This window comes from Anaerotignum propionicum DSM 1682, from assembly GCF_001561955.1.
Taxonomy (GTDB): domain Bacteria; phylum Bacillota; class Clostridia; order Lachnospirales; family Anaerotignaceae; genus Chakrabartyella; species Chakrabartyella propionicum.
Map to the genome: position 1 here is coordinate 1,933,090 of NZ_CP014223.1, position 25,760 is coordinate 1,958,849.

The following is a 25,760-nucleotide window of genomic DNA, read 5'->3' on the forward strand; positions in this document are numbered from 1 at the left end:
TTAATTGTCTTGCAGAAATAAAAGAATACCATTTGGTAGGCCTGAATGCTTATTAATAGTTATATCCCTTAATAGCCATGATCGAAATGCTTCCATTGTCCACCCCGATCTCTTACCAATATCCATTTCCAGTCTGAATAAGTGCTATTGGGAGTCAATGAGCCATCGCCTCCAGAAGAATCAACATCAAACGATGACACAAGAACAATTACCTCATCTGCATTATATTGAGAAGCTAGATATGCAAATTCTTGTTTGTCATCTCCAGCATAGACTATTTCTGTAAGCGTACAGCCCGAAAATTCTGCTTTAAAATATGCGATTACGGTATTGATGGCAGACTCTATGTCATTCTCGGAAAAGATATTTGATTTGACTGATTTTATCTCTACATTTTTTACATTACCACCAAAAACGTTAAGATTACTTTCTATTGTCGTATCTATATAGAAAGTACGAGTTGAACCGTCCCAATCTACATCTGCACCTGTCGCCTCAGCCACGAACCTTGCAGGAACAACAGTTCTGTTGTCGATAACTGTTGCCGGTACATCTAGCATCATGGCTTTATCATTTACTTTTGCTTCCTTATTATCTATTTGTAGTGTGATAACTAAACCATCTTTAGTACCTATAATTGTTCCTGTACTTTCGTCCCATCCAACACCTAGCCCAAGTGCTTCAAAAATTGTTCTTACAGGTAACATCGTTCTTCCATTTATAACTGTAGGCTCTACATCAAACTCAAGTTTTTTTCCACATAATACTATGATGTTAGTATGATTTAGTGGACATCAAAAGTGTGACACAGTAAAATCTTATTGAAAGGATGTGTGTTCACATGACCCACAAATCAGGTAACAGGTACCCAGAAGAATTCAAACAACAAATCGTTGATCTTTATCATGCCGGCACATCAGTTACAAAGCTTGCAAGTGAATATGGCTTAATCGAGCAGACTATTTACAAATGGATTAAACTTTATTCTCCAATTGTCGAGGACGATAATGGAGCCACAGTTTCTATGAAAAAGTATAAAGAACTCCAGAAAAAGATGGCTCAACTTGAAATGGAGAATGAAATATTAAAAAAAGCTACAGCCATATTCGCAAAAAAACTATAGACGAAATTGTTGCCTTCATAAAAGAACATCAAACTCAGTATCCTATCAATGTCATGTGTAAGGTGCTTAAGATTTGTCGCAGCACTTATTACAAACGCTTGCGTTGGGTACCATCCCTACGAGAACTGGACTGTCAGAAACTCGATAAAGAAATCCAAACAATATACTATGATAGTAAAAAACGTTATGGCGCACCTAAAATTCAAAAGGTACTGATTTCTAATGGCAACCGTGTCAGTTTAAAACGTGTACAAAGACACATGACAGTTCTTGGATTGCGTTCTATTGTGGTTAAGAAATACCGTCATTATCCCAGCAACCAGCAAGTTATTGAACGAGAAAATATATTAAAGCAGGACTTTTCAAGCACTGGTATCAATCAAAAGTGGTGTACGGATATCACATATATCCACACATTAAAGGATGGTTGGACTTATTTGGCCTCCGTTATGGACTTCTATAGTAAAAAAATAATTGGTTGGGCATATGGAACTTCTATGACCGCTGAGCTGGCATTGAGAGCAGTTGAAAATGCCTGCATGAATACATCAAAGCCAACAGGAATTATTCTTCACAGTGATCTCGGAACTCAATATACAAGTGATCTGTTTGAAAAGTACCTTCTCAAGCATGGGATTCGGCATTCATTTAGCCGGAAGGGGTGTCCATACGACAATGCCTGTATTGAATCATTTCATTCACTGCTCAAGAAAGAAGAAGTCCATCAAAAAACATATATTGATTCAAAAGATGCATTTACTGCAATCTTTGAATATATAGAATCATGGTATAACCGTAAAAGAATTCACAGCAGTTTAAATTATCAGACACCTGATGCAGTTTATCAGGCTGCCATAGGCATGGTATAAAGTCGCACTTTTGGTGTCCACTTTATTGACATAGGTTCACTACATTAATGGAGTCATCAGCATAGGCAAAACAATTTAAAAGTAACACGAATGTTATAAATAAAAATGTTAGCTTTTTCATTTTCTTTAATCCTCCTCTAATTTTATAACATTAATTAATGTCCCAGCGATACTCTTTTTCCACATATATAATAACAAATTTTGCCTAATATTTCAATAAATGTATGTAGATAGTTTAATCTTAAGTTTTGATAACCAACCGCTTTAACCAATTTAATATGGATATGCTCTTTTGAATCCCCGTTAGCCCTATCTCCTCAACCTGCCCCAAAGTTATCCTGTCAACTCCTCCTACGGCTTCCATCCAAGAAACTCACTCATCCTTATCTCACCAGCAAAAAAATCCGAGAGTCAGGGATGCCCTCCCATCTCTCGGATTTCTCTTGTTTCAAAGTTTTTTCACGCCCCTACTTGTCCACCCTTGTCATTAACGCTATCGTCTCAACGTGGGGTGAGAGTAGCCATCAGCTATAATTTTCCTGCAAATTTTATAGTAACTGCCACGTTTCCAAGGTAGGGTGAAAGGAAAGCCCCTTCCATTTTATATCTCATAAAATCGAAAAGTTATTATATTGCGAGGTGACATCTTAAATTTCTGTGTGTAGAACATCATTTTCTTTTCCATATTATCTACCAAAAAACTCACTCCAATCAATGCGACCTTCAGTCTTATCAGAAGTTTTTTCCTCAATTTGAAATCCTTCAGCCGCCTGCTTATCCAATCGAGAAAAATCCAGCCCCATAGAATCTTCGTTGTTTCGTCTCTGGAATTCTTTGCGAAGCAACTCTCCAATATTACTAAGTTCCTCCTGCGGTAATCTTACTCGTAAACTTGGAGGTAACTGGACAAAAACAGCCAATCTCTGAATTAGAGGCTGCCCAAAAGGATATTCTTCTATTGACAACTGAGAGCATTCAAACTCTAGCTTGTTCGCATATTCTGATACAAAATCGCCCAACAACCCACCATAATTCTTACTATAGATATACTCTATCTCAAAGCAAATATCATTTGATTTTTTTGCGAGCAGGTGCAATACCCGCCACTCTTCATCCATTAGACACAATAATCGATCCCATAGTTGTTTGTCCATTGTAATACCACAAGGAATATTATTTTCAATTTGAATACTCTGTCCATTTTCAACCAAATAGCCAGAGGCTTTTTTTCCGTTACTCCATTTACCGATATACTTACTTCCATCGCTATAGGTAAACTCTCCGTGTCCCGAAAAAACCCCATCAAAACGACTCTCATCCTCACTAAAAAAAACACGTCTAAAATTTTGATCACCTATTTTTTTGATTTTAACCTCCATAGGAAATCCTCTTTTGCAACCAGTTTTTTTTCCTTTACTAAAACCCCCACTATACCAGATTTCACTACCAAGATGTTTATAAATTAAAGTTCCATTTCCATATGGACTTCCTTCCATCCAGTCTCCCTCATAAGATCCACCTTCAGCATAAAGCATGCGCCCAAATCCATCCGGCTTATTATTTCTAAACTTCCCTGCAAAGGCATCCCCGTTGCTATAACGCATATCGCCTGTTAAAGGCTTATTATTCTTGTACCATCCCCGAAACGTGGTACCATCCTCAAAAATTTCTTCACCATATAGTGCTTTCTCACCTTCAATCAGACATCCATGATAAATGCAATCGCCTTTTTCATTATATATCTTTCCGTCATTATCATGATATTGCAGCTTAAGCCAACTTCCCTGATATACTAACTTGCGTTGATCATTTTGTTCTAAATAAACCTGACCTTCCCCTAAAAACATATCACTACCGTCCCATGTACCTTCATATACTTTAACTGCAAAAGGATTTGCTGCATCTATTAAAACACCTTCTTGATAAGGAAGAAAATTTTTTTCCCAGGATGAATAGCGAGAAGTACCGTGATATTCATACTGTTTACCATTAATAGTAAACTTCAAGCAAGTGTCTTTTTCTTTTTTAGATATTTGTCGGATAGCATCAAACTTCTTACGTACTTCAAACTCTAGAGTTTCTAAAATTTTATCATTCATTTTTTTAATTGAATCACTTTTCGATGTAAAGGGTATAATATTTTGCCTGCTTAGCCAAACGATAAACTCATCTTCTGCATAGACAGTCATCTGATCATATAGCTGACTTTGCTCAAAATTATTAGTCAGCCACAGAAAAAGTATAGCCTTTTGTGCTTCTCTTGCTGTTTCCAATTCTAGACGAACCATATCGTTCTGAGTCTCTACCATTCGTTTAATGCTTTGACATGTCAATATTGAAACAACCAGCTCAGATTCTTGAATGGCCGTTTTTATTTCTTGAGTGAAATCACCAGACAGCAAAGATTGAGTATCATAAAAAACACGATGTTTCTGATCACTCAAATCATTGTAAAAAAAATCCACAACTTGTTTATCTTCTCTTCTGTAACTTAAGAATAACTCATAATTCATATAATTCCACCTCTCAACTTTTATTTTATTGTAAAAATTATTAAGCAATCAATTTCAATGACTGAGTGCCTGCCAATCCTTAATTCTCGCCTCATGGCTCAAATCCTTATATAACTGCAAATCACAGTGCGTCTGATGAATAGAATCTTTCTTTCCCGGTCGGTAACTCCAATTATGTAAATAATGATAACGACACCAACGAATATGTTCTAATTCCGACAGACGTTCTAATAATTCAATGTCATTTAGTGTCCTTGATTCTGCTTTGATTAAAGGTACATTACATTTTTCAAAAGAAGTACTAGAAATATTTGAATTTCTAGTAAAGGGATCTAGTTCTTCCCATGCTGGAATATTGCTTTCTGGGTGCGCTTGCATATAAGCTTTGTGCTGAAGGCGAGCGTCTTCGATTAGTTGTTCTTGTAGGATAAATTCCTGACAACATAATTTGTTATAGCTGCCAAAGAGTGTTATCTGCGAGGGGAGAAACTTATCTTGCAGTATACCGTCATCCCCAAGCCGAAGGCTAAATTTACATTTAGGTAAAATAGCGTTTATTCTCTGTGCAATATGCAGATTAACTTGCTGGTCATCTTCACACAGAATTAGCATATCCATGTCACATAGATGATTTGCCCATTGATACCATGCCTCAGAATGAAAAACAACTCGATCGCCAGGAGAAGCAATGTTGTCCCAATTAAAATGCAATGCCTGATATTCAGACCAATCTCCAAACAAATGATATTCAATAGACTGATCCCTAGTATATATGTTGCTAAGCAAACCAAAATAAAGCATTTTTTCTCCATACAAACCAGCACCAATCAAACAGATCTTAACAGAGCCCGTCTCATAGCATTTGCTACATATCCATTCAGACTGCTTTCTCCAGTACAGTTGCGCTGTCAAATCAGACAAACTAAACGGATAAAGAGCTAAGCCACTATAATTTAGGACATGCGGACTGAAGTCCTCAAGTTGGATATATACACAATCGCCTGCACGGAAACGTTCTAAATTTTCTGAAAAAAAATGCATTGCCTCATCATCATTTTCCAGCATTATAACATGGGTATGCGCTGGTACAAAAACGTTTGTAGAGATGACTTTTCGGCGAATCTTCTTTTGGCTAATATCCTCCAGTAAATAATGGGCTGCGCTACCTGTTCCATATATGGCAACAGTATCTGGATATAACAGTTTCCATTTGATTACAATAGCATTGGAAATTGACTTAATGGTTAAAAAAAGAGTCGTAAATGTCGCAAGAAGAGCCGTCCACCTTGCGACCTCCAAAACTGGAGTAATATGCTCTAAATCATATTCCATGCCATATAATCGTAGCGAAAAATAGACTGCATTCAGATACTCCTGCGGATATTCCTTTAAGAATCCTACCATACCTAATATCAGTGGTACCAAAAGCAACCCACGCAAAAAACAATTTCGTAAAAATGTATTTCTCTTCATAAATTTCCTCCAAAATCATACTTCTTGCACAGGCTAAACAATGCTATTAATTTATGGAAAAACTAGATACTTCTTTTTAATTCTCTTTACGAAAATTACTTCGAATTAAAAAAATACTTCAATTTATGTAAATATTTTAGGCGCGCTCCAACTGAGTATCAATGACTTTTCGAAAAATAAGGCTGAAACCAGAATTTCTCCACACCACAGCCTCTACCTTTAGTAGTCATCCCTTATTTCTTCACCTTCTCCAACTCCGCCTCAAACTCTAATCCATCCTCAAATTCATTTAAACCAATCAACGATCTATCGATATCCCCTTTCACATATTTTATGATACTTGCAATTTTGAATTTAACATTTCATTGACACTAGGACAAAATAACTTATCAAATAATATTTGATTTCTTTGAGCTGCATCCCTTACCATTTTATCATAAGAAATCACTTCGATATATGCCCCTCTCGGTTGATTGTACCCGTAATAACCTTCCCCGTCTGGTGTTAAGGTTAAACTTGCATTTTCCGCATCTAATTTCAGTGACTCGGTCATATCCGCTATGACATAGCAATAAAAAGCAGTATTTTTAACGTTCCCAAAATCTCTGCCATTTGCTTTTTTTACTTTCCCATTGCGAATATCATTAACATATCCCAAGACCTGATTAATAGGATTTTTATCATCATCTTTCAAGTCATTTCTATTAGGTTTTTTAAGTTCAATAATGGATATGGAGTTAAATCTATCTTTTTCAGCTGAAAATGATATAGCTTGATCAAATACAGCTATGTCCATTCTTTTATCAACATCTGTTTCTAATACAGGCAAGGATTTCATTTGTTTATCTGAGGCTAAGAACTGATGATATGATAATCTATCATCAATAAGCCACAAATTCATTTCTTCAAACGCAATATCATCCGAAGTATGTCTCATCGGACATATAATAGAATGTATACTTGCTTCAGAATTATATTTATTATCATCTCTACGTTCTAACGATTTTTCAAGTAATTCCAAAATAGCTTTTCTACGTATAACATATTCGGATAAACTTGCTTTACTAATATCCGATACCGAACTACAATACTCATTAAATATTTTATCAAAATCTTCTTGATTAAAATCCCCAGACTTAACTTTCTTATCGATTTCTTTGGCTTGTTTGTGAATTTCCGCTTCCCATTCTTGAGCAGCTTTATGAAGTTCTAATTCCAGTTTATCCTTCGATAAGTTTGCTGGTATCATCTTATACAATTCCGGCTTTTTATTTAACAAATATCTGTACTGTGGCTTTTCCTTTTTTACAAAAGAGTTAATGTATTCGCATTTTTCTTGATTGACTTTTTCCAAATCAGCCCCAAGATATGCCATAATGTATTCTTTCGAAGATTCTACCAGTTCTTTGCCTGATATTGTGTTGAGCAAATCTGTATCTTCTTCCTCGAATTCAAAAGAAGTTCTATTCATATTAATTTTGCCATCTAAATACGCTCCTATTAAGTAACCAACGTAATAGAAACTTTTTTCATCCTCCAAAATAATTTTTCGTTGTAGATCAGGAATATATTTATGTAACTCATAAGATTTTACTTCTCGATTATTTGCACATAGATGTAGTTCATGCTTATTTATACCTTCTTGCATTTGAATATGATATAGTACAAATTTTTCCCCGTTAATAACAAACTGATCTTGATGTATAGAATCTTTTATATTCCTTTCAAAATAATCGTTAAGATTAATTTTTTCATTAAAATTATCCTCTAATATGATTTTGGGACATTTTTCATTGAGATGAATTGTCAAGACAAGTGCGCCACTTCGTGAAGAAAGACTTGAATGGGGGATTTCCAACCCAAACACTTACGGGGTCTGGAGTTGATGAGAAACAGGTTGTGTGTTAATTCTTCTTGGCAGACCAAAGCAAGGTTTGTTTTCTTAGGATAAAACTCCCGTAGTAGCCCGTTGGAATTCTCGTTGCTTCCACGTTGCCATGAAGAATAGGCATCGGCAAAATAGAGTGTTAAGCCTAATTGATCTTGAATGGCGGTACAGCAAGCAAACTCTTTACCACGGTCTGTTGTTCCAGTTTGAAAAGCACCCTTTGGGAGGATATTGTAAAGTGCAGTAATGGCTGTTTGCATAGAAGAAGCAGTTCGGTCTGGTGTCTTGAAAGCAGTGTACAGACGACTTTTCCTTTCTACAAAGGTAGCAAAGCACCCTTTGCTTTCTCCACGGCTGGAAACCATACTGTCTAGTTCCCAGTGGCCAAAAACTTCTCTGCTTTTGACCTCGTGTGGTCGCTCAGAGATGGGGATTCCCATAGAAAACTTACCACGCTTTTCAGTCTTTCTGCGCCTACCCTTTTGCCGTAGGTTCCGCACGGTAACTGCTGAAAGAACACCAGAATAAAGCCAATTGTATATGGTTTTAAAACTGACGATTCCTAACGTTACTGTGTTGGCTATTTGTTCCGGTGACCAAGTTGCCCACAGCTTTTCTGTGATGGTAGTAACCAAATCATCTGTGCGCTTTCCCTTGGGTTTAGAATGTTTGCGTCGAGTACTGTATGCAACCTGTGCATGCTCACCGCCATAGCCTTCACTGGTCGCATTGCGGTGAATCTCACGGTCAATACTCGAACGATGGCGACCTAGCCTTTCCGCTATTTTTCTGTGCGAGTAACCTAGTGACAATAATTCTTCTATCCTGCCGCGCTCATATGTGGTAAAATGGTGGTAGCTCATACTGTTGCCTCCGTTTGAATGTTGTCTAGACAACTCCATTCTACACGTAGTTTTCAGTATGGGCTATTTTTTACCCTATATCTCTGGCGCACTTCATTTTACAATCTATCTTGAGAAAATAAAGTAAGCAATGTTCTATAATTTTTCTCCCCAGAAGTTCCAAGGAAATTGGTGCTTTTGTTTTATATTTATAAGCAAAGTTAGTTAACTTGACTCTCGTCAGGAAATTTCTTTCATCTGTTATTGCAGTGTTATTTTCTGGCTCTATCCCTTTATCAGCAGTAAAATCGAATTCTCTTTTATACCATTCATTCTTTAGTTTAAATACACTTTTTATATGAACGCTGGAAAAAGCCTTAAGCCATAAAAATCTGCCAATGCCTTTGCAACCTTTTTCAATTTTCAAGCTTGAATAAGCTTCCAAAAAAGAATCATAATTTGTATCATTAGATCCATTCCCATTATCAATTACTTCAAATTCATAAAATGGCGTTATTTCTTCTTTGCCTTTAAGATCAAGCTGTCTTTCCGAAGTGCGATTTGCAATGATGGTTATCTCTCCATTTTCTGCATTAAATGAATCTTCTAATGATTGAATTGAATTAACTATTGTCTCAAAAAGCGGCCATAGCGCTTTATAAGCTGGCAAACTAACAGTATTTACTTGCCCTTTAATATTAATTTTAAAATTATTCAAATCATTACCCCCTCTCCAATTCATTACATTATAATCCATTTTTATAATAATTTCTATGATTTCCCACTACTATATTCATAAAAATATAAGCCCTCGGTTTTACACCGAAGGCACTGTTTTTGCTATCTTTAATTACTATTCTTTCCCCTGCCCCAATTCCGCCTCCAACTCCAATCCATCCTCAAATAAAAGCCCCACATGCTTGGCGTGCTTGACCAACACCTTCTCCCCCAATGTCCCAATAATTAATCATCAAATTCATGCAAAGGCTCCTTATTCTCACAATAACACCCGATGTTTACAAAACACTATATACTTCGCTTATAACTGAAATAATACAAAGCATTTCTACAGTTTAATACCCAACGTTACCTTTTCAATTTGCCGTCCTTCTAATTCTCTTCTTAAACTTTTTGCTTTTTCCTCAAGGTAAGTAATTCCGTCCTCTATGGACATTTTATTAACTAATTCCTTTTCTTTTTCACGTTCTTCTTTTCCCTTTTTATTCACCTGAAACTCCCTATTAATTATTTCAATTTTATCAATTTTTTCATCCAAACATTCCTTAATAATCAATGCCACTTTCCATCCCATTCAGCAAATCTTTTAATTTTTTCAATTCCTCGGCAGTAATAGTTACTCCCTTTCCCATCTTTTCATGTTCAGGTGACCATTCTCGGATGTCATATTTGGGGTCTCTTTCGTTCCAAGAGATTAGGTTCAGTTCTTTCGTCCAACCTTTTGCATTCTCAGATAATACTCCAATTTCTTTTACTATGTCATATTTAATGTCTGCCATGTAATTTCCCCCTGCTCCACACTCTTTCAAATCAAATTGTGTCTTTCACGCCAAACTTTTTTCTAAAATCCTCATAAGAATTGACCCAATCAAATTTAACCAAGTCTGATACTGCCTGAAAATGCAATTCACCACAATGGATTTTATTTATTTCAACATCGGTTAAGTCTTTCTCAGCCTTATCAGCCTTTGTTTCAACAATAAAGTAAATCCCTACAGCACCTTCTTCCAATCCTTCTTTTCTGCAAACAATCGCCCAGTCTGGAGAGTAATTGCCATAAGGAGTATCTATTACAAAGCCACCTTTTTTCAATTTTGTAAACAAAACAATATTTTCATTTGCTTCCAACTTTTCTGCAAATGCTTTTTCGCCTTTGCTATCCATTTTATAGTACTCATTTAAAGCATTTTTCCTGTTTGGACTTGATTTAAAAACTCGCCATTCTTCATTAAAATCCTCTTCGTTAATAGTATCTATAGCAAAGATTTGCCCTTCTTCCAGCTCATAACCATCAATTACTTCATAAGAAGAAATGTTTGCTGCTTTTGCATTATTTAATCCCACTAAAATCTTTTGTGTTATTTTGTCTAGGATATCTTGAAAGTTAAGAGCTTCTCTTTTTTCTATGCCATGTAATATTTTAAAGATGGCAAGTCGTGGCAACATTGTATGATACATAATATAGTTCACAATTTCAAAATCACTCTTAGGCGCAACTTTAATCCCCACCTCAAGATCAAATGTCTTGTCTCCGGACTTCTCCATTGCAAACATTTGAGCATCATTAAATCCAGCTTTGCCTGTAACAATATTCACTGCTTTGTTAATTTTAAAAAATTGTAAATACGTGTTTATTTCTTTAATGCAACCTTCAATAAATTTTTCTTTATCCACCTTACACTTATAAAGAGTACGCTTTTTCAAACTATTAAATAAGCCAAAATAGATTTTCTGGAACTCATATTCAGATACAAACGCACGAATTGTATTCACATACGGCTCATTATCACCATTTTTAATTTCGATACGATGTGAGCCTTTTTGCACCATAAGCTTTGCGAAATATTCTTTTAAATTTATAGCGTGTTCTTTCAGAATTTCATCTTCAAAAACAATGTCGGCAAGAAGTTTCGTTGTTTGTTCTATATTTTTATTCAAAATATTGTTACTGTCAAAAATCCCTTTACGAATAAGCTCCTGCTTAAAAGTATCAACCAGTTCAGCAGTTATTTTTTCTTCTGGAACACCTGCTTTTTCAAGCGTAACGGTTAAAATATCCGCTGTCACTTCATTCTGATTAAAGTTCATACTCTGATTAAAGTCTTCTTGTAGTACTCTTGAAAAATTCTCATAGCTGTCATTTGCTATAACGGTCAATTCGTTTACCTCTGCATCTAAGCAACGATTGCCCGTAATATCCACCGGCAGTCTTAAACCTCTACCAATTTCCTGTTTCTTTGCAATATCAGAGCTTCCATTTTTTAGTGTGCAAAGCGTAAATACATTAGGATTATCCCAACCTTCACGCAGTGCTGAATGTGAGAAAATAAAACCAAGTGGTTCCTCAAAAGAAATAAGCTCGTCTTTTTTTTCAAGAATCAAGCTAATCCCACGATCAATATCTTCTTGTGACTTAGCCTTTATCTCCATCTCGCCTTTGCTATCGTCCCAGTCCTCAATTTCCACTTCATTCTTCTTTTTATCAAGCGCAAAATACCCCTCCCGAACCTTTAAAACATCTTGATATTCAGGGAAATATTCTTTATATTTCTCTATTTGATTTTCGTATGTTTTTATTGCCTCTGCATATTCCTCGTCAAAAATCCGTAGATATTCCCCTCTGCCATCAGGACGGCTATGATCTCTAACTTTGCGTACAGCATCAACAAAGAATAGGGTCAAGGCTTTCATTCTCTTGCCACTTTTTAAAATAGACAACTGTTTTTCAAAATGATTTTTAATTGCAAGTCTAATTTGAATACGAGTTGCCTCGCTATCTTCAAGCCCATTATTGCTTTCTCCCAGTTCAAGGGTAATCATACCCTCTGTTGTTGAAATTTTTAAAGGCTTTTGCTTATGAGGTTCTTCCGCCACACGCATATTTCTATATTGCACCAGGCCACCCGATAACTCCTCAAGAGAAGTGTTAGCTGAAACATCAAAGCTTTTAAAGCGAATAGAATCCCCTTGCTTTTGGGAAAACATCTCGATTCTTGCTTTTAAATCCTTCGTAAAAGCAACATATCGAATGTAGGGATAATCTTTTTCTATAATCCCATTGACAGTCTTGACCTGTATTTTCTTAACCAAATCATCTTTATACGCAGTATAGGAATCCAGCTTATAAATTTGATTATACAACTGTTTATGCGTCGCTGAATACCGCAATACAAACAAAGGCTCAATATCTTCAATGGCTTGTAAGGACTTAGATTTCTTACCTTTTTGACCCTCAATTTTTTGTGGTTCATCTATAATAACAATGGGTTTTATGTACTTGATATCCTCCCACAAGATCTGTCCGTATTCATCTTCGGTACGAATTTTATTGGTATCCTTATTAAAGACTTGAATATTCATTACACAAATGCTCAAATCATTGGTTTCAATAAGGCTTGAACTAATCTTTTTCGGGATATTGCTATCATAAATAAAGCTATGTTTCGATAAATCCACATCATAAAGCCTTTTAAAATGGTCTTTTAGCTGTTCAATGGATTTTTCCACGCCTTTTCGGATTGCAATACTTGGAACGACAATCATAAACTTTTTAAAGTCATATTCCTTGTAAAGCTCCAATATGGTACGAAGATACACATAGGTTTTGCCTGTGCCAGTTTCCATTTCAATGGTAAAGTTATTATTGGCAAGGGCATTATCCGCAAACAGCTTATTTTCAAGCTGTACTTCTCTTAGGTTTTGCAGCAATCTACTGCCTGTTACAATGCTTTGATTTCTTACAGGATCACCCTCACCGACTTTTTTGGTACGGTTTGTTCGATAAATACCATCTGTTTGACGAGGAAGTCCCTGAAACAATTTCACAGTAGACTTAATTGCTTGTAATTGATAGTCCAATTCATCATCAAATTGGAACGCAATTCTTTTTGCCACAGTCACTTCCCCCTTATATAAACTCTACGGTATAAGTTTTTTTCGTGAGCCCTGAATTTCTTTCAACAAGATTTTTTAGTCGTCTAAAGGTTTCATCCTTTAGGTTAATATCATCTTTAAAAGAGGAATCTCTAAAGATAAACTTAATGGGCAATGGGTCAAGTGCTGCCAGCTTATCAATCAAATCCACTGTAATTTCTGTTTCAAGGCAAACCAAATAAGCACTGCCATACAAATAGGTTCTGCCGCCAATATCCATTAATGTTTCCAAGGTTGCAGAAAGCGGTACGTCTTTTTGACGAAGCATTACTTCATACACAACATCTACATCCTTCACCCCATGGAAAAAGTCCATCAAATCAATATTGGGAGATTCTGCTGTATCCAAATTGATTTCCGCAGTTGAATTTCTAATGTTCCATTTAATGTTGGTGTCTGCTGTACGGAATACTTTAAAACCGATGTCAGGCACTTGCTTTGGTTCTTCACCAAGTTTAAGCTGTGCATTGGCAGTTTCAATTTCTTCTTTGAGTTTTTCGCCAGCACGGCGAATACGTTCTTTGCCTATTTCGCATATATTTTTAAACCCTGTATTAGATGCCTCGCTATTTTTATCAGTTTCTTCTGCTACTTGCACCATTATAAATTTACGGTTTCCACCATCTTCTGCGTTTAACTGCATAACTGCGTGGGCAGTTGTGGCTGAACCTGAGAAAAAGTCTAGAATAATATCTTTATTATTAGTCCCATGGTAAGTTAATCGTCTAATAATTTCAATTGGCTTAACTGTTTCAAATCCATGGGTTCCTAATAATGATGTCAATTCTTTTTTCGCACTTTCTGCTGTTCCTAATTCTTTAGTAAACATTCCCCAAAAAGGTTCTGTCTTTTCATTCCGTTCATATGACGGCCGCATCTTTATAATTACTTTATCATCACGAATAAATAAATCACCTGCATTTTTATAAATTGAAACCTGTTCTTGACCGATTTGCCACTGTTTCCCCTCTGGAAGTGAAACTGTGGCAACACCATCGCTAATATCAAAAATCATAGTTTCCCTGCCACGGATACCGTTAGCGTTCATTACCTCTAGAATATGTTCACGATACACACCATTTTTATCATTTAATGGATATTTTTTTTCTCCACTTTTAATTAAATTAAATCGTCTTTTCTCTTTTTTTGAATATACAAATATCATTTCAGCTTTGGGCTGCAATTTATTAAAAGATGTTTCTGTATTTTGCGATTTTGTTTTCGACTCCCAATATATTTCACCAATAAAGGCATCTCTTCCAAATATTTCATCCATTATAGCTCGAAGATTAAAGTTTTCGTTGTAATCAATTGAAATGAATATAACACCATCATCCTTCAATAGATCTTTTGAAAGTTTTAAAACTGGATATATTTCATCAAGCCATTTAGCATGGAACAAATTAGAGGATTTCTGATTTTTCACCATTAAACTACTCGCATCATCTCTTATATCTTCTAAAATATCGCTTTGTATTCTATTCATTCTACGTTTATCATTATAAATATAGTCATCACCAGTATTATACGGTGGGTCAATGTAAATCATTTTGATTGCACCATAGTAGTTTTGACGAAGAAGTTTTAACACCTCAAGGTTATCACCCTCGATATATAGGTTTTCGGTAGTTTCAGGGTTTTTGCTATCCGCTTCAATATATTTTAGGGTTCTGTTATAAACATCTTCTTGTGCTTTTTTCTTCGCATTTTGCTTGCCAGCCCAAGTAAGCTCGTATTTTTCTTTGCCAACTTCCTCAAATTGACCTAGCTCATCTTTCAAAGCCTCAAAGTCAACTTGTCCATCTTTCACAGCAGAAGGAAATAGCTGTGCTAGTAGTTTTACATTATCACCGACAACGTTATTTATCTCTTGTGGTACTTTTGTGTAGTCCATTTTTTTCCTCCATAAACTTATATTTTATCTAATTCGGAAATGAATTGCCTAATTTCCTGATTTAACTGCATTTTCTCCCTATTGGATATGGATTTTTGCACATTTTCTTTATTGACTGCAATTTGATACAGCAATTTATATACCTCTATTACTGTACGTTCATTATACCATATTGGCTTTGATAGAAAAGACTTTATATTTGCATACAATTTATCATTCATAAGAATATAGGCTCGTACATAAATTTCTAAATAAAACGCTACTTTGTTGGTTTTGTTTTTGATATTGTCAAAGGAAAGCTCATTTTGCAAGGTGTTTTTCTCAAAACTAGGCATTGCTATGGGGTATCCCCCAGTAAGCAGCTTATCTGTAACCACAATCTGCGTTTTATCATTCTGATTCAGTCGTTTCAGTGCAAAAGAATATACTTCATTCCTGCTGTCATATAATCGAAGCACACAGGGAGACTTTATGATTTCTTGATAGAGATTGGCTACAAAAGCAGCTTTTTTTATATCCGCAAGCTCAAAATCATAAAACTGAATCACTTGACAGTTATATTCTTCATTTGCCAAAGAATGAATATCCTCCCCCATAACTTGATCGGCAAGGACAACGCTCTTTACGATATCTTTTATCTTCTTTTTTAATTCGGGTTTGAAATCCTTTGGAATAAAGTCCTTCATTGGTATTTTTTTGCCCACTTTATATTGATTCGGTAAATTAAACATCACTCCACCACCAAAAATGAAATCAACTCAAAGTCATCCGCTGTTTCTTCCCCAAAGGCATTATTAAATCCCCCGAAATCAAAGGTTGTTTGAATTGCTTTTTCTTCCTCTTTGCCTTTGATGGAGTTTACTGCTTTATTAATAAGCTCAGAGTAAATTTTCATATCTCTTGTATTATTTGTTCTGCTAAAAAATTGGTTAACCAGTTGTGCAACAGGCTCCCTTTTCCCATAGCAAAGCTTTCTAAAAATCTTAACCACTTCTCGAGCCTTTCCATTCCCATAAAGCACCTCACCGTTATTATCAAGGTAAATTAAATAATATGGATACAGGGAACTATCAGACTTTGGCCTATCCTGAAGATTACTATGCTTGAAGCAGAATAAAACACCTTGCCTTTCGCCATCCGTTACAGAATACACGCCCCTTGGCACTTTTTTTATTTCCGGCGTTCTACTTACATAATCTGATAATTCATACAAATATTCATTCATATTAAGGTCGGTAAGAGATATATTTTCATTGGCATCTTCAATATCAATGACTTCTTTTTGCAGACGTTCCAACTGCCTTTTCCTAAAATTAAAATCATTCATTTCAGGAGTAAGATCATCCTCATCCCCTGTGGACACTAAGTTCAAGACCGTCATTTTCCCTTTCACCCGTTGCTCCAGCCCTAAATATTCATTCAATTCTACATTTGGGAAAAAATTAATCATTTGAATTTTCTCATTGGTGCTACCAATACGGTCAATTCGTCCAAAACGTTGAATCAAGGATACAGGATTCCATTGAATGTCAAAGTTGATAACGGTGTCGCAATCTTGTAAATTCTGTCCTTCGGAAATACAATCAGTGCCAATTAAAATATCTATTTGCTCCTCTTGTGGAATTTCCTTTTTCATTTTGGATTTTGGAGAAAAAGCACATAATACATCATTAAAATCAGCTTCCACATTTCGATTATTCACCTTTATATTTGAACCGCTGATACTGGCTGTATATAATCCGCTCTTTAATAACTCTTTATTTATTTTGTTGTAGATGTAGTTGATGGTATCAGCAAAAGCTGAAAAAATCAAAATCTTTCTATTCCCCAGGTTATAGGGTGTTTCTGTCACTTTCTTTGCAATGACATCTTCTAGAACCTTTATTTTTTTATCCCTATCATAATCAAGAATTGTTTTTGCATCCTCATATATTAGCTGCAATACTTCTCTGTCGTTTTCAAGATCATATAAATAGTCATTCACTCTTAAATGCTTGACATCTATTTCATATTTGCCGTCAAGGAATATATCTTCTCCATTTTCATCGTCTACATCATATTCCTCAACTCGACCGCCGCTTTCCAAAATTGCAACCGTCCTGTCAATGCGATCAAGAAGTCTATGTAATGTTTCTGCAAAAGAATAAACAGAACTTTCCAATCTCTTAAAAAGGTTAAATCTATGAAGCACAATCATTCCTTTTGCCTGTGTTGTGAAATCCATATTACCGCCACGTTTGCCCTTGGCATTGTATTTTTTTGCATACATAGGAACAAACTCGCTCTTAATATACTTCGTTGGTGTGTATACACTAAGATTCAACTGCTCTAATATGTCATTTGCTTCTTTAAATTTCAATAATTGATTCTCTGAATCAATTTCGGGGGAGTAGGTAAGCGGAACATTTTTGTCAGGAAATTTACCCACTTTATTATCACCATAGTAATTTGTAATATGTTTCCTACTTCTAGATATGGTCATCATTTCCAAGAGTTTATAAAATTCTGATGGCAAACTGTCCAACAACTCGTCTTTTTTATGATTTCTATTTTTCTCCCAAGTATTGATTACAGCAGAAGATTTTCTCATTAAATTATCCACGCTTTGGACTCCATATTCTTCAAATGCAAAATCATGGTCAGCCGTAATAATACTAATTTGATTCTTTAAGTCAACCAAACTATTATTGACGGGTGTTGCAGAAAGCAAAAGTACCTTTGTATTATTTTTACCTTTTAGAATTACTTCCTGAAGAAGTCTTGCATACCTTGTCATAATTAGCTGGTCATTTTCGTCATATCTATCATTGCGATTTCTGAAATTATGGGATTCATCAATAACCACTAAATCATAATTACCCCAATTAAACCGTTTTAAATCTTCACCTGAAGTTGACATTCCTTTATATCTTGACAAGTCGGTATGAAACATAATTTTATAATTAAAGGATTCTTTCAAAAAACTATCTTTATAAGTTCCTCTGAAGGATTTCCAGTTATCATAAAGCTTGGCAGGTGTAAGCACCAATACATTATCCATTTTTATTTCAAAATACTTTATAATTGCAAGGGCTTCAAAGGTTTTACCCAAGCCAACAGAATCAGCAATGATACAACCTCTGTATTTTTGCAACTTTTGAATTGCCGAAACTACACAATCTTTTTGGAAGTCATAAAGAGAATTCCATATTTCAGTTTTTTTGAATTTATCACTGTCCCGTTCAAATCTTTCCACGCCACTATCAAGTTGATACCCAAACAATTCGTTTAAAGTAAAATAATATAAAAATTCTGGTGCATGTTCCTTGTATACATACTCAAGACTTTGCAATAATTCTTCTTTATAATCAGACGATACCTGTTCATTAAACCAAATTTGATTGAAAAGATTTAATGCTGAAAGTATCTGTTCTTTATCCATTGTACCATTTAACATAGTATCAAAGTTTATATTCCTAAATGAATTATACTGTTTTTTAGGGGATACCTCCAAAGAAGATGACCCTTGTATCATAAAATCATCATCTATAATTATTACATTCCCACCAATTTTAATTTTAGGATTTACCTTTTTAACATTCACATTTTTCTTTATAAAATCGTGCATGGATTTTGCCTTCGCAAAATGTTTCAACTTATTTTTTTCTACGATATCATAAGAGTTATAAAGAATATCATTTGGCGTCATTTCAAACTCATGCGTTATTTCAGTTTGATTTGGAACAAATTTTGTATCACGAATTACAAAGTTAATCTCTTTAACATTTTTTAAATTTTGCTCCAACAAAGCAAAAACAGATATTGTTAATTTATCATTTACAATATTGATAACTGCATTTTTTTTGTTTTTCAGAATTTCATTTATTTTATCTATCATCTGCTCATTTGAACCAATGACATTCCCCATACAAAAAACTCCAATCCTATGCAATTTTTTACAAAAATCAACCCTTTATATTGTATACCCAAATGTAAAAAATTTCAAATGGCTTTATAACTTATCCAAATAAAAAACACACCCATCTACAAGTAAAATGAGTGCGTATATCTATTACCTGTTTAGTTCTTGCATCACCTTATATGGTCTACAGCACACCCACATCCCTTAATCAGGTCAACGATACCCTGTTTCTCATGTCTACCTTCTCAACGGTGAGACCTTTTCCTGTATGGGTAACCATATTTTATAACCTTAAGAATCCAGTAAATTCAATGGGTCTAACGTTCATATAGCAGTCAACTCGTCTCAACGTGGATTGAGAGAATAAGATTGATGTTTTATGCCTTTGCTTGTTGAAGGGAACTGGTCAACAGTAATTTTTTGTTTGCTGGAACATATCTATCATCTACTTACCATTAATTTCTACAATGAGTGTATCGTCAATCATGTCCTCAATTCTGTTAGCGGCCTTGATACGATTAATAAAATCACTATTTAGTAATTCCTCATTCCATATACGAACAATACTTTTTTCAGCAACATATTGAAGGCTTTTAATAATTCTTGAAATCTTATATAGATAGCTGCCTTCATCATACATAGAACTTTCATATCCCCATTCCTCCAACTGGCTAGAGTACTGTAGGGCAGGCATATTTAAACTCAGTTCCTTTTCGCGTCTTTTGTAATTATCTTGCAATAATTTACAAGACTTCTGTGATTTCAATAATGCTTTGAAATCATTGTAAACAATTCTGGATGAAACATCATAAGCAAAGTAAGGTGTGATCCTTCCATCTATCGGATTAACAAACAAGTGGCAATAAGAATATGATTCGAAAATTCCCGGTTTATCTACATCTACTATGCAACCATGAATCTTTCCAGATCCTCCAAGACCTTTTACAAAATCAGAAATTTTCTTCTGACCACCCGTATATCTGTCTAACAGCAGGCGAACATTTTCCGTATAGTTTTCTATAGTATCATAATAATAAAATTTTAAATCTCCCAATCTATTCTGTAGAATTTTTTTCAACTTACCTCCATTCAAAAGGTAAAGATATTTATTTTTTGATTGCTTGGAATAAAAGCAGTAGAGAAAAAACATATAATATCCGTTCTTCTTTATCACGTAAATCTGACCATCTTCTCTTCCAAATGTCATCTGCACTAGCTTTCCCTTATTGAAATCTAAATACTGACTCTTTGTTATTTCATGAATTCCATCATCTAAATACGTAAAAATATCATATTCATTATCAATATAGAAGTTTTCAGTCCAATCGTTTCTGTATTATATCCAATTTGATTATCTGCATAAACCGCTTTTTTACCGCTGATATTAAAGTAATTTTTATGGTTATGTCCATTTACGTAAATCCAGTTTGGATTATGTAAGTCTGCATTCCAGTCACATTTCTGCATATGTGTAAGCACTATGACCTTATTATTAGGAAGATCCTGTAGCAATTTTCGATATATGGTATCAAATCTACGAGTTTCAGAAACATCCTTTTTCAGTGCCTCTTCTATAGATTCCAATTCCTCAAAAGATTTTCCATAGCGCATATTCGCCGCATTATATTTATCATTTAATCCGCTAAACCCAATGCCTCCAAGGACTATTATAGAACACTCCTGTGCCAATTTTCTTAATCGGCCTTGGCTAAGTTCAATGATTTTATCCTCACTAAGTATTAATTGGTGAATTCGGTCCTTCACTAATAGTAAGTCATTTTGCAAAAAATTGATCCCCAGTCTTTTAAAGTATTCACGATATACCTGAATATTGTTTTCCATTTCATCCCTTGGATCCCAAAGTTCGTGATTTCCATGGATAACTACAATATCGTGGGGATTCCACAAACACACTAATTCATCATAAAACATTTTTGCCATCTCAAATTCAGAAGCAGTATCCCCTGCAATTAAGAGATAGCTGCCATAAGGCACCGTTCCTCTCGATGCTAGCATTTTATGCACCAGAATTTTAATATATGATCTAATTTCTTCCTTTGTTGCTCTCAGTATAAACTTATGTGCAACCCTATGGCCGAGATGGATGTCACTCACATAGAAAAATGGTATGTGGTTATTATCGAATCTTTCATATTCATTATCATCAACTGGTTTCGGATAATTGAATCCTACATGAAGACAAATTTCGTCTTTCTCGACATTAGTTAAATCAATACACTCTATGCGTTTCTTCAGTACTTCAAAATAACTACCGTCAAATAGTCCTTGCTCTGCCAAAACGTCTTGATGAATCACTGCTCCTTCAATGTTATATTGCTTTAGGTCAATGCCTTCGAATTTGTATTCCCATAATTCAGCATCATATAAATTGCCATCCAAAAACCTGTAAAATTCATCAAAGTTCTGGAATTCCAGCTCAATAGTATACAAATCATCAATCAGTCTACAATTATCTAAAGTGGAAGATCTTTTGTCATAAACCACCCTTATATTCGTCATAAATAAATCAGTTTCCGAATTGTATAGTTTACTAAGAATATCGATTTTTCCTTCAGATTTTTGATAATCTAAAATCTCTTGATTCTGCTTTATTCCCACAGGCAAATGTTGCGAGTTAGAGAAGTCTTTCTTTATATACGCCAAGCAAATATCAATACCCTTTCGACAAACAGGCATATATATTAGCCAGTTTATGTTAAATTCAACTATATTTTCAAGAAGTTCTACTGGGGTTTCTTCATTCAATATCTCACATCTTATTTCATGGGGTATATGTGACAAAACCTCTGCTTTCTTTGTTAGCGCAACCAAATATATTGCCTTCGTTCTCCATTCAACAGGAACACTATAAAGCAAATTCGGATCCGCCTGAACAGCCAACAAACACATTTTCTTGGTAATAAACTGATTCGGAACACATTTAAATACATTTCCATCCTTCTTAACCGCGTTTAAACAAATTTTTGCATCAATACATTTTCTGGATGCATACTGTAGTGCCTTGGGATTTTGACTGATAGCTACCTTGCACATTTCTAGGGTTTGTTCCTTTTTAGATATCTTTTTCAGCAAACGTCCATCGTTTTTTAGGTTTTTCAAAATTTCATCCACCCAAGTCACCCCCATGATTTATTACTCCTGCCCGCATAATTCTATTTGTTCGTTCAATGTAATTTACATTACCCGATAAGGTGGTCTATTGGGATAAAACTATAGAAGTTCTTAAAATCATTCTTGAGCAGACAACCTCTTTTATATGAATAAGCTTCGTGTACAATAAATAAGTTTACTCACTAGTTCTATTAGCCTTCTTTTCTTTCTTTTCTTTCTTTTCATCGTTTACCTTATTATAACATATTTTTTCATAAATTATTTCTGCTTTCATAATTCTCATTTTTGCTTTCTGATATTTTTTAATGAGTTTTTTTTCAAAATCATTTAAATCTTGAGAATTCAATTTCGATAATATAATCAGCACTTTAATATTATCTTTTTTAATTTGGTTTGGAAATTCTTTGGTTAATTCGCATTTATCAATAAAATTAACTAACTGTTTATCACTTTCAACTTTTGTACGCCATTTTGCTTCCTTGTTGATCTTTTTGTTAATCTTTTTGTTATTCTCTTTCTTGCTCATTTGTATCACCTACTCCTCCTAATAAATCCATCAGAATTTTCCATCCATTCTACAATTCTAAAAAAGTCTTGTTTCATATTTTTTTCATTTTTTCCCATAAGCCTATAAATACACTATTTTTATGGACAATTCATATTTGAAAAAATGCCCTGCAGGAATTAACCTTTATCCCAAAATAAGTCAAATCATATATTCCATTGGATGGTATATAAAAAAACCTAATCACCCATTCTATATATTTCGATAATTTTTTCAATCATATCAACCATAATATCAATATTTCTATTTCCTGCCATAGCAATGCCTAACTTTATATTGTTGTTTATAAGAATATATGGGCTAATAAGCTTTTTAACAGCTGTGACACTTTCTATTAGATTTAACTCAATAGTTTTTACTCCTTCAAAAACATAATAATAATAAATCCTTTTTGAAGTCACCAAAAATCCTTCATTACCTGATTTTGATAGTGTATCGTCATATAATAAGACTGGTTTTTCGCAATCACCCATTGGATCTATGCGACATTTTTCTAAGACACAATGTACGCGTTTACTATCATTAAGCGATGGTTTTTTAATTTCGTCTAATAAACAAATATAGTTTTTCAATTCTTTTTTTTCACTTAATTCTACTTCAAAAAACTTAGCCAATTCAGACTCTTGTATAAAAGTCCCTGACTCAACTGGTTTGCTAACGTTCTCAGATAATTTTATTGTGTCAACAATACTATCTGTTTCTAAATCGGAACCCATTATTGTAGTTATTTTACTTATTAGTTTATCAATCAAATCCGTAACACATTCAATATTTGTTGTTGCATTACATGCTCTAACTTTGATTTCCTCATTAATAACAATATGCGGAGATACTACATTACACACAGGTACGCATGAATATATTGATTTTAATGGAATTCTGCCTTCCGCCGGATTTTGAAATAACTGGTAATAAAAATAGATAATGCTTTGATTTGTAACAATAAAACCTGCAGGACTATTTATTGAAGCCGAATCATCAAAACATAATAACGGCATCTCATTATTTATTCTATACTTATCCCCATAAAAATCTATTGCATTTTTAAATCTAATAAAATCAAAATTTGTATACTCACTTAAAGCATCCGCAGTAAAACAGTATTTTTTTAGTTCTGTTGGCAGATTTTTGTATAAACCTGCTACAACTCTCATAATTGAATCGTAATTTTGATTTCTATTTACCCATGCGTTTTCCATTGAAGGGATAAATAAATCAGTAGTGTCAATATTAAGAATCCTTAAAATATCATCTTTAATTAGCTCGCTTCTACCATCTACATTACAGTTTATAAAAAACATAAGATAAACAAGAAAATTTATTATCTCCTGGAAATGAATATTTCGGCGTTCTATTTCTGTATTAGATATATGTATCCGTATCGATTCATTAAATACAATGGAATTTTCTGAAGATTGGTCAGAGCCACATTCTATTGTACAGTTTTCAAAATCATAAAAAGAAATTTTATTTACTATTTTTATTTTCTTAGTCTGAATATATAATTTTTCATTCGTTATTACAAAACCTTCTCTGCAGTCACCATAAATTGCTAATGGACGTTCACCTTTTGAGAAACAAGCAAAAATGTTACCAAATTTTTCCACATCTCTAGAATGTTTTTTCTTGTTTTCGTTTGAAAGAATAATGATTTTTTTAAAATAATGTAATTCTAAAAAATTAGATATAAATGACAAATTATCATCCATGCTATATGTCATACAATTAGATAGTTTTTTATACAAACTATTTGCACATAGGCATTCAGCAGCTAACTTTATATTTTCTTCTTGCTTATTCAAATTTGTTGTCAAGTCAATTTTAAATACGGCGGAAATTACATTAATTTTATCTATTTCTGCCGGAAAGCTTTTTGCTGCCAATTCATAAAAATTACTTTCCAACGGAAATAATGTAATCATTTCACAAATTGCCTGCTCAATTTTTTCGCCCTTTATATTTCCATTTGATAATGCATCATATATATTATATGCTTTTTCTTGCATTTTTTCAGAATACATTGAAACCTTAATTCCATTTAATCCTAATAACTCTATTAAAACAACATGTGCATTAAGCACATCATAATATATAGATTCATATAAACTCTCTCTAATGTTTCTATCGTAAAAGATTTTTTCCTTTTGTTTCCTGGCATTATACTCCGTGTTCCCATTAGATAATGAATTCGAAACTGAATGTAGCATTCCTGTTGCCATATTAAAAGTTCCAGCCATAGCTATCCCCTTAATAGCCCCGCCGATACCAAAACCACCGCCAATAAGTTTTCCTCTTGAGTTCTTTTTTGCCTCTCTATAAATTTTAGTATTTGAGACACTCTCCTCAATTCTATCATTTGTCTCTATAATTTCAGCTAGTACCAAATCAAACCTTCTCGTTACTTCATAAAGATGTTTTGAAATATCATCTTTACTGTACCCTAAAACACCACTATTAATTAGTTCATTAAATATTAAATTCTCTAATTCTATATCTACATCACAAATATCAACGTCAAGATCATCAACAATATTATTTAAACCTTTATATTCATTTTCTATTAAATCTTTAACATAGGTTATTGCCCATTCAGCTTTTTCCTTAAATTCCAAATAAATTCTTACATAATTAGTTATATCATTTGGGAACGTAACAAATTTATCAAAAATTGGATACCTCCGCTTTTCTTCTTTTAGAACTTTCTTATTATTTTTAGATTTTATTTGTTCAAAATTGTTGTCAAGTTTTGCACCACAATTAGAGCAAAACTTTGCCTCATTTGGCAGTTCAACCCCACACTGTATACAATACATTCTTACCACTCCTTATCCGTACTACTAATAAATTATAAAACACAATAAGTTAATGAAGTATTTTTGCTAAAACAAA

At 34.1% G+C, this 25,760-nt stretch carries 17 protein-coding genes; 1 reads left to right on the forward strand and 16 read right to left on the reverse strand.

What is annotated here, in order from left to right; genetic code table 11:
* Window positions 1-68 precede the first annotated feature (68 nt).
* Window positions 69-773, reverse strand: coding sequence for a copper amine oxidase N-terminal domain-containing protein (locus tag CPRO_RS15495; RefSeq protein WP_422664674.1), 705 nt, complete (start codon window positions 771-773; stop codon window positions 69-71).
* A gap of 68 nt (window positions 774-841) precedes the next feature.
* On the opposite strand from CPRO_RS15495, the gene CPRO_RS09005 reads away from it, so the two are divergent.
* Window positions 842-1,992 (forward strand): IS3 family transposase gene (locus CPRO_RS09005; protein ID WP_096348663.1). Its coding sequence is split into 2 segments (ribosomal slippage): window positions 842-1,094 and window positions 1,094-1,992, totalling 1,152 coding nucleotides; the frame shifts between segments, so codons are not numbered across the junction.
* Between the two features lie 686 nt (window positions 1,993-2,678).
* On the opposite strand, the gene CPRO_RS09010 is transcribed toward CPRO_RS09005, so the two are convergent.
* From CPRO_RS09010 to CPRO_RS09080, 15 genes are all read right to left on the reverse strand, one after another.
* Complete coding sequence (locus CPRO_RS09010; protein ID WP_066050652.1) at window positions 2,679-4,505, reverse strand: toll/interleukin-1 receptor domain-containing protein; 1,827 nt, start codon at window positions 4,503-4,505, stop codon at window positions 2,679-2,681.
* A gap of 54 nt (window positions 4,506-4,559) precedes the next feature.
* Window positions 4,560-5,978 carry a hypothetical protein gene (locus CPRO_RS09015; RefSeq protein ID WP_066050655.1) on the reverse strand — a complete coding sequence of 473 codons (1,419 nt, stop codon included), beginning with the start codon at window positions 5,976-5,978 and terminating at the stop codon, window positions 4,560-4,562.
* A 331-nt stretch (window positions 5,979-6,309) separates the two neighbouring features.
* A complete protein-coding gene (locus tag CPRO_RS09020; protein WP_143148983.1) occupies window positions 6,310-7,845 on the reverse strand; it encodes a hypothetical protein in 1,536 nt (511 codons plus the stop codon).
* Window positions 7,785-8,729, reverse strand: coding sequence for an IS30 family transposase (locus CPRO_RS09025; protein WP_066050660.1), 945 nt, complete (start codon window positions 8,727-8,729; stop codon window positions 7,785-7,787). The genes CPRO_RS09020 and CPRO_RS09025 overlap by 61 nt, the downstream gene beginning before the upstream one ends.
* 70 nt (window positions 8,730-8,799) lie before the next feature.
* The gene (locus CPRO_RS09030) at window positions 8,800-9,426 is read right to left on the reverse strand and encodes a hypothetical protein (protein ID WP_066050663.1); all 627 of its coding nucleotides are present in this window, start codon (window positions 9,424-9,426) and stop codon (window positions 8,800-8,802) included.
* A gap of 348 nt (window positions 9,427-9,774) precedes the next feature.
* Complete coding sequence (locus CPRO_RS09035) at window positions 9,775-10,008, reverse strand: hypothetical protein (RefSeq protein ID WP_159430665.1); 234 nt, start codon at window positions 10,006-10,008, stop codon at window positions 9,775-9,777.
* On the reverse strand, window positions 9,992-10,225 hold the full coding sequence (locus CPRO_RS09040; protein ID WP_066050669.1) for a YdbC family protein: 234 nt from the start codon (window positions 10,223-10,225) through the stop codon (window positions 9,992-9,994). Before CPRO_RS09040 ends, CPRO_RS09035 begins: the two co-directional genes overlap by 17 nt.
* 31 nt (window positions 10,226-10,256) lie before the next feature.
* The gene (locus CPRO_RS09045) at window positions 10,257-13,340 is read right to left on the reverse strand and encodes a restriction endonuclease (RefSeq protein WP_066050672.1); all 3,084 of its coding nucleotides are present in this window, start codon (window positions 13,338-13,340) and stop codon (window positions 10,257-10,259) included.
* A 13-nt stretch (window positions 13,341-13,353) separates the two neighbouring features.
* On the reverse strand, window positions 13,354-15,273 hold the full coding sequence (locus tag CPRO_RS09050; RefSeq protein ID WP_066050677.1) for a site-specific DNA-methyltransferase: 1,920 nt from the start codon (window positions 15,271-15,273) through the stop codon (window positions 13,354-13,356).
* A gap of 17 nt (window positions 15,274-15,290) precedes the next feature.
* Window positions 15,291-16,004, reverse strand: a complete 714-nt coding sequence (locus CPRO_RS09055) for a DUF4391 domain-containing protein (RefSeq protein WP_066050681.1) — start codon at window positions 16,002-16,004, stop codon at window positions 15,291-15,293.
* Complete coding sequence (locus CPRO_RS09060; protein ID WP_066050685.1) at window positions 16,004-19,180, reverse strand: DEAD/DEAH box helicase; 3,177 nt, start codon at window positions 19,178-19,180, stop codon at window positions 16,004-16,006. The genes CPRO_RS09055 and CPRO_RS09060 overlap by 1 nt, the downstream gene beginning before the upstream one ends.
* Window positions 19,181-19,619: 439 nt before the next feature.
* Window positions 19,620-20,252 carry a hypothetical protein gene (locus CPRO_RS09065; RefSeq protein WP_159430667.1) on the reverse strand — a complete coding sequence of 211 codons (633 nt, stop codon included), beginning with the start codon at window positions 20,250-20,252 and terminating at the stop codon, window positions 19,620-19,622.
* Window positions 20,253-20,446: 194 nt separating this feature from the next.
* Window positions 20,447-22,321, reverse strand: a complete 1,875-nt coding sequence (locus CPRO_RS09070) for a DUF4116 domain-containing protein (RefSeq protein ID WP_066050692.1) — start codon at window positions 22,319-22,321, stop codon at window positions 20,447-20,449.
* A gap of 160 nt (window positions 22,322-22,481) precedes the next feature.
* Complete coding sequence (locus CPRO_RS09075) at window positions 22,482-22,832, reverse strand: hypothetical protein (RefSeq protein ID WP_066050694.1); 351 nt, start codon at window positions 22,830-22,832, stop codon at window positions 22,482-22,484.
* Between the two features lie 218 nt (window positions 22,833-23,050).
* Entirely contained in the window at window positions 23,051-25,684 is a 2,634-nt protein-coding gene (locus CPRO_RS09080) for a zinc ribbon domain-containing protein (RefSeq protein WP_066050697.1), read from the reverse strand.
* Window positions 25,685-25,760: the final 76 nt, after the last annotated feature.

Excerpts from the sequence above, each read along its gene's own strand:
- CPRO_RS09070 (WP_066050692.1), bottom strand. The coding sequence starts at position 22,321 with ATGGGGGTGACTTGGGTGGATGAAATTTTGAAAAACCTAAAAAACGAT.
- CPRO_RS09025 (WP_066050660.1), bottom strand. The coding sequence starts at position 8,729 with ATGAGCTACCACCATTTTACCACATATGAGCGCGGCAGGATAGAAGAA.
- CPRO_RS09050 (WP_066050677.1), bottom strand. The coding sequence starts at position 15,273 with ATGGACTACACAAAAGTACCACAAGAGATAAATAACGTTGTCGGTGAT.
- CPRO_RS09080 (WP_066050697.1), bottom strand. The coding sequence starts at position 25,684 with ATGTATTGTATACAGTGTGGGGTTGAACTGCCAAATGAGGCAAAGTTT.
- CPRO_RS09055 (WP_066050681.1), bottom strand. The coding sequence starts at position 16,004 with ATGTTTAATTTACCGAATCAATATAAAGTGGGCAAAAAAATACCAATG.
- CPRO_RS09010 (WP_066050652.1), bottom strand. The coding sequence starts at position 4,505 with ATGAATTATGAGTTATTCTTAAGTTACAGAAGAGAAGATAAACAAGTT.
- CPRO_RS09075 (WP_066050694.1), bottom strand. The coding sequence starts at position 22,832 with ATGAGCAAGAAAGAGAATAACAAAAAGATTAACAAAAAGATCAACAAG.
- CPRO_RS09015 (WP_066050655.1), bottom strand. The coding sequence starts at position 5,978 with ATGAAGAGAAATACATTTTTACGAAATTGTTTTTTGCGTGGGTTGCTT.
- CPRO_RS09060 (WP_066050685.1), bottom strand. The coding sequence starts at position 19,180 with ATGGGGAATGTCATTGGTTCAAATGAGCAGATGATAGATAAAATAAAT.
- CPRO_RS09040 (WP_066050669.1), bottom strand. The coding sequence starts at position 10,225 with ATGGCAGACATTAAATATGACATAGTAAAAGAAATTGGAGTATTATCT.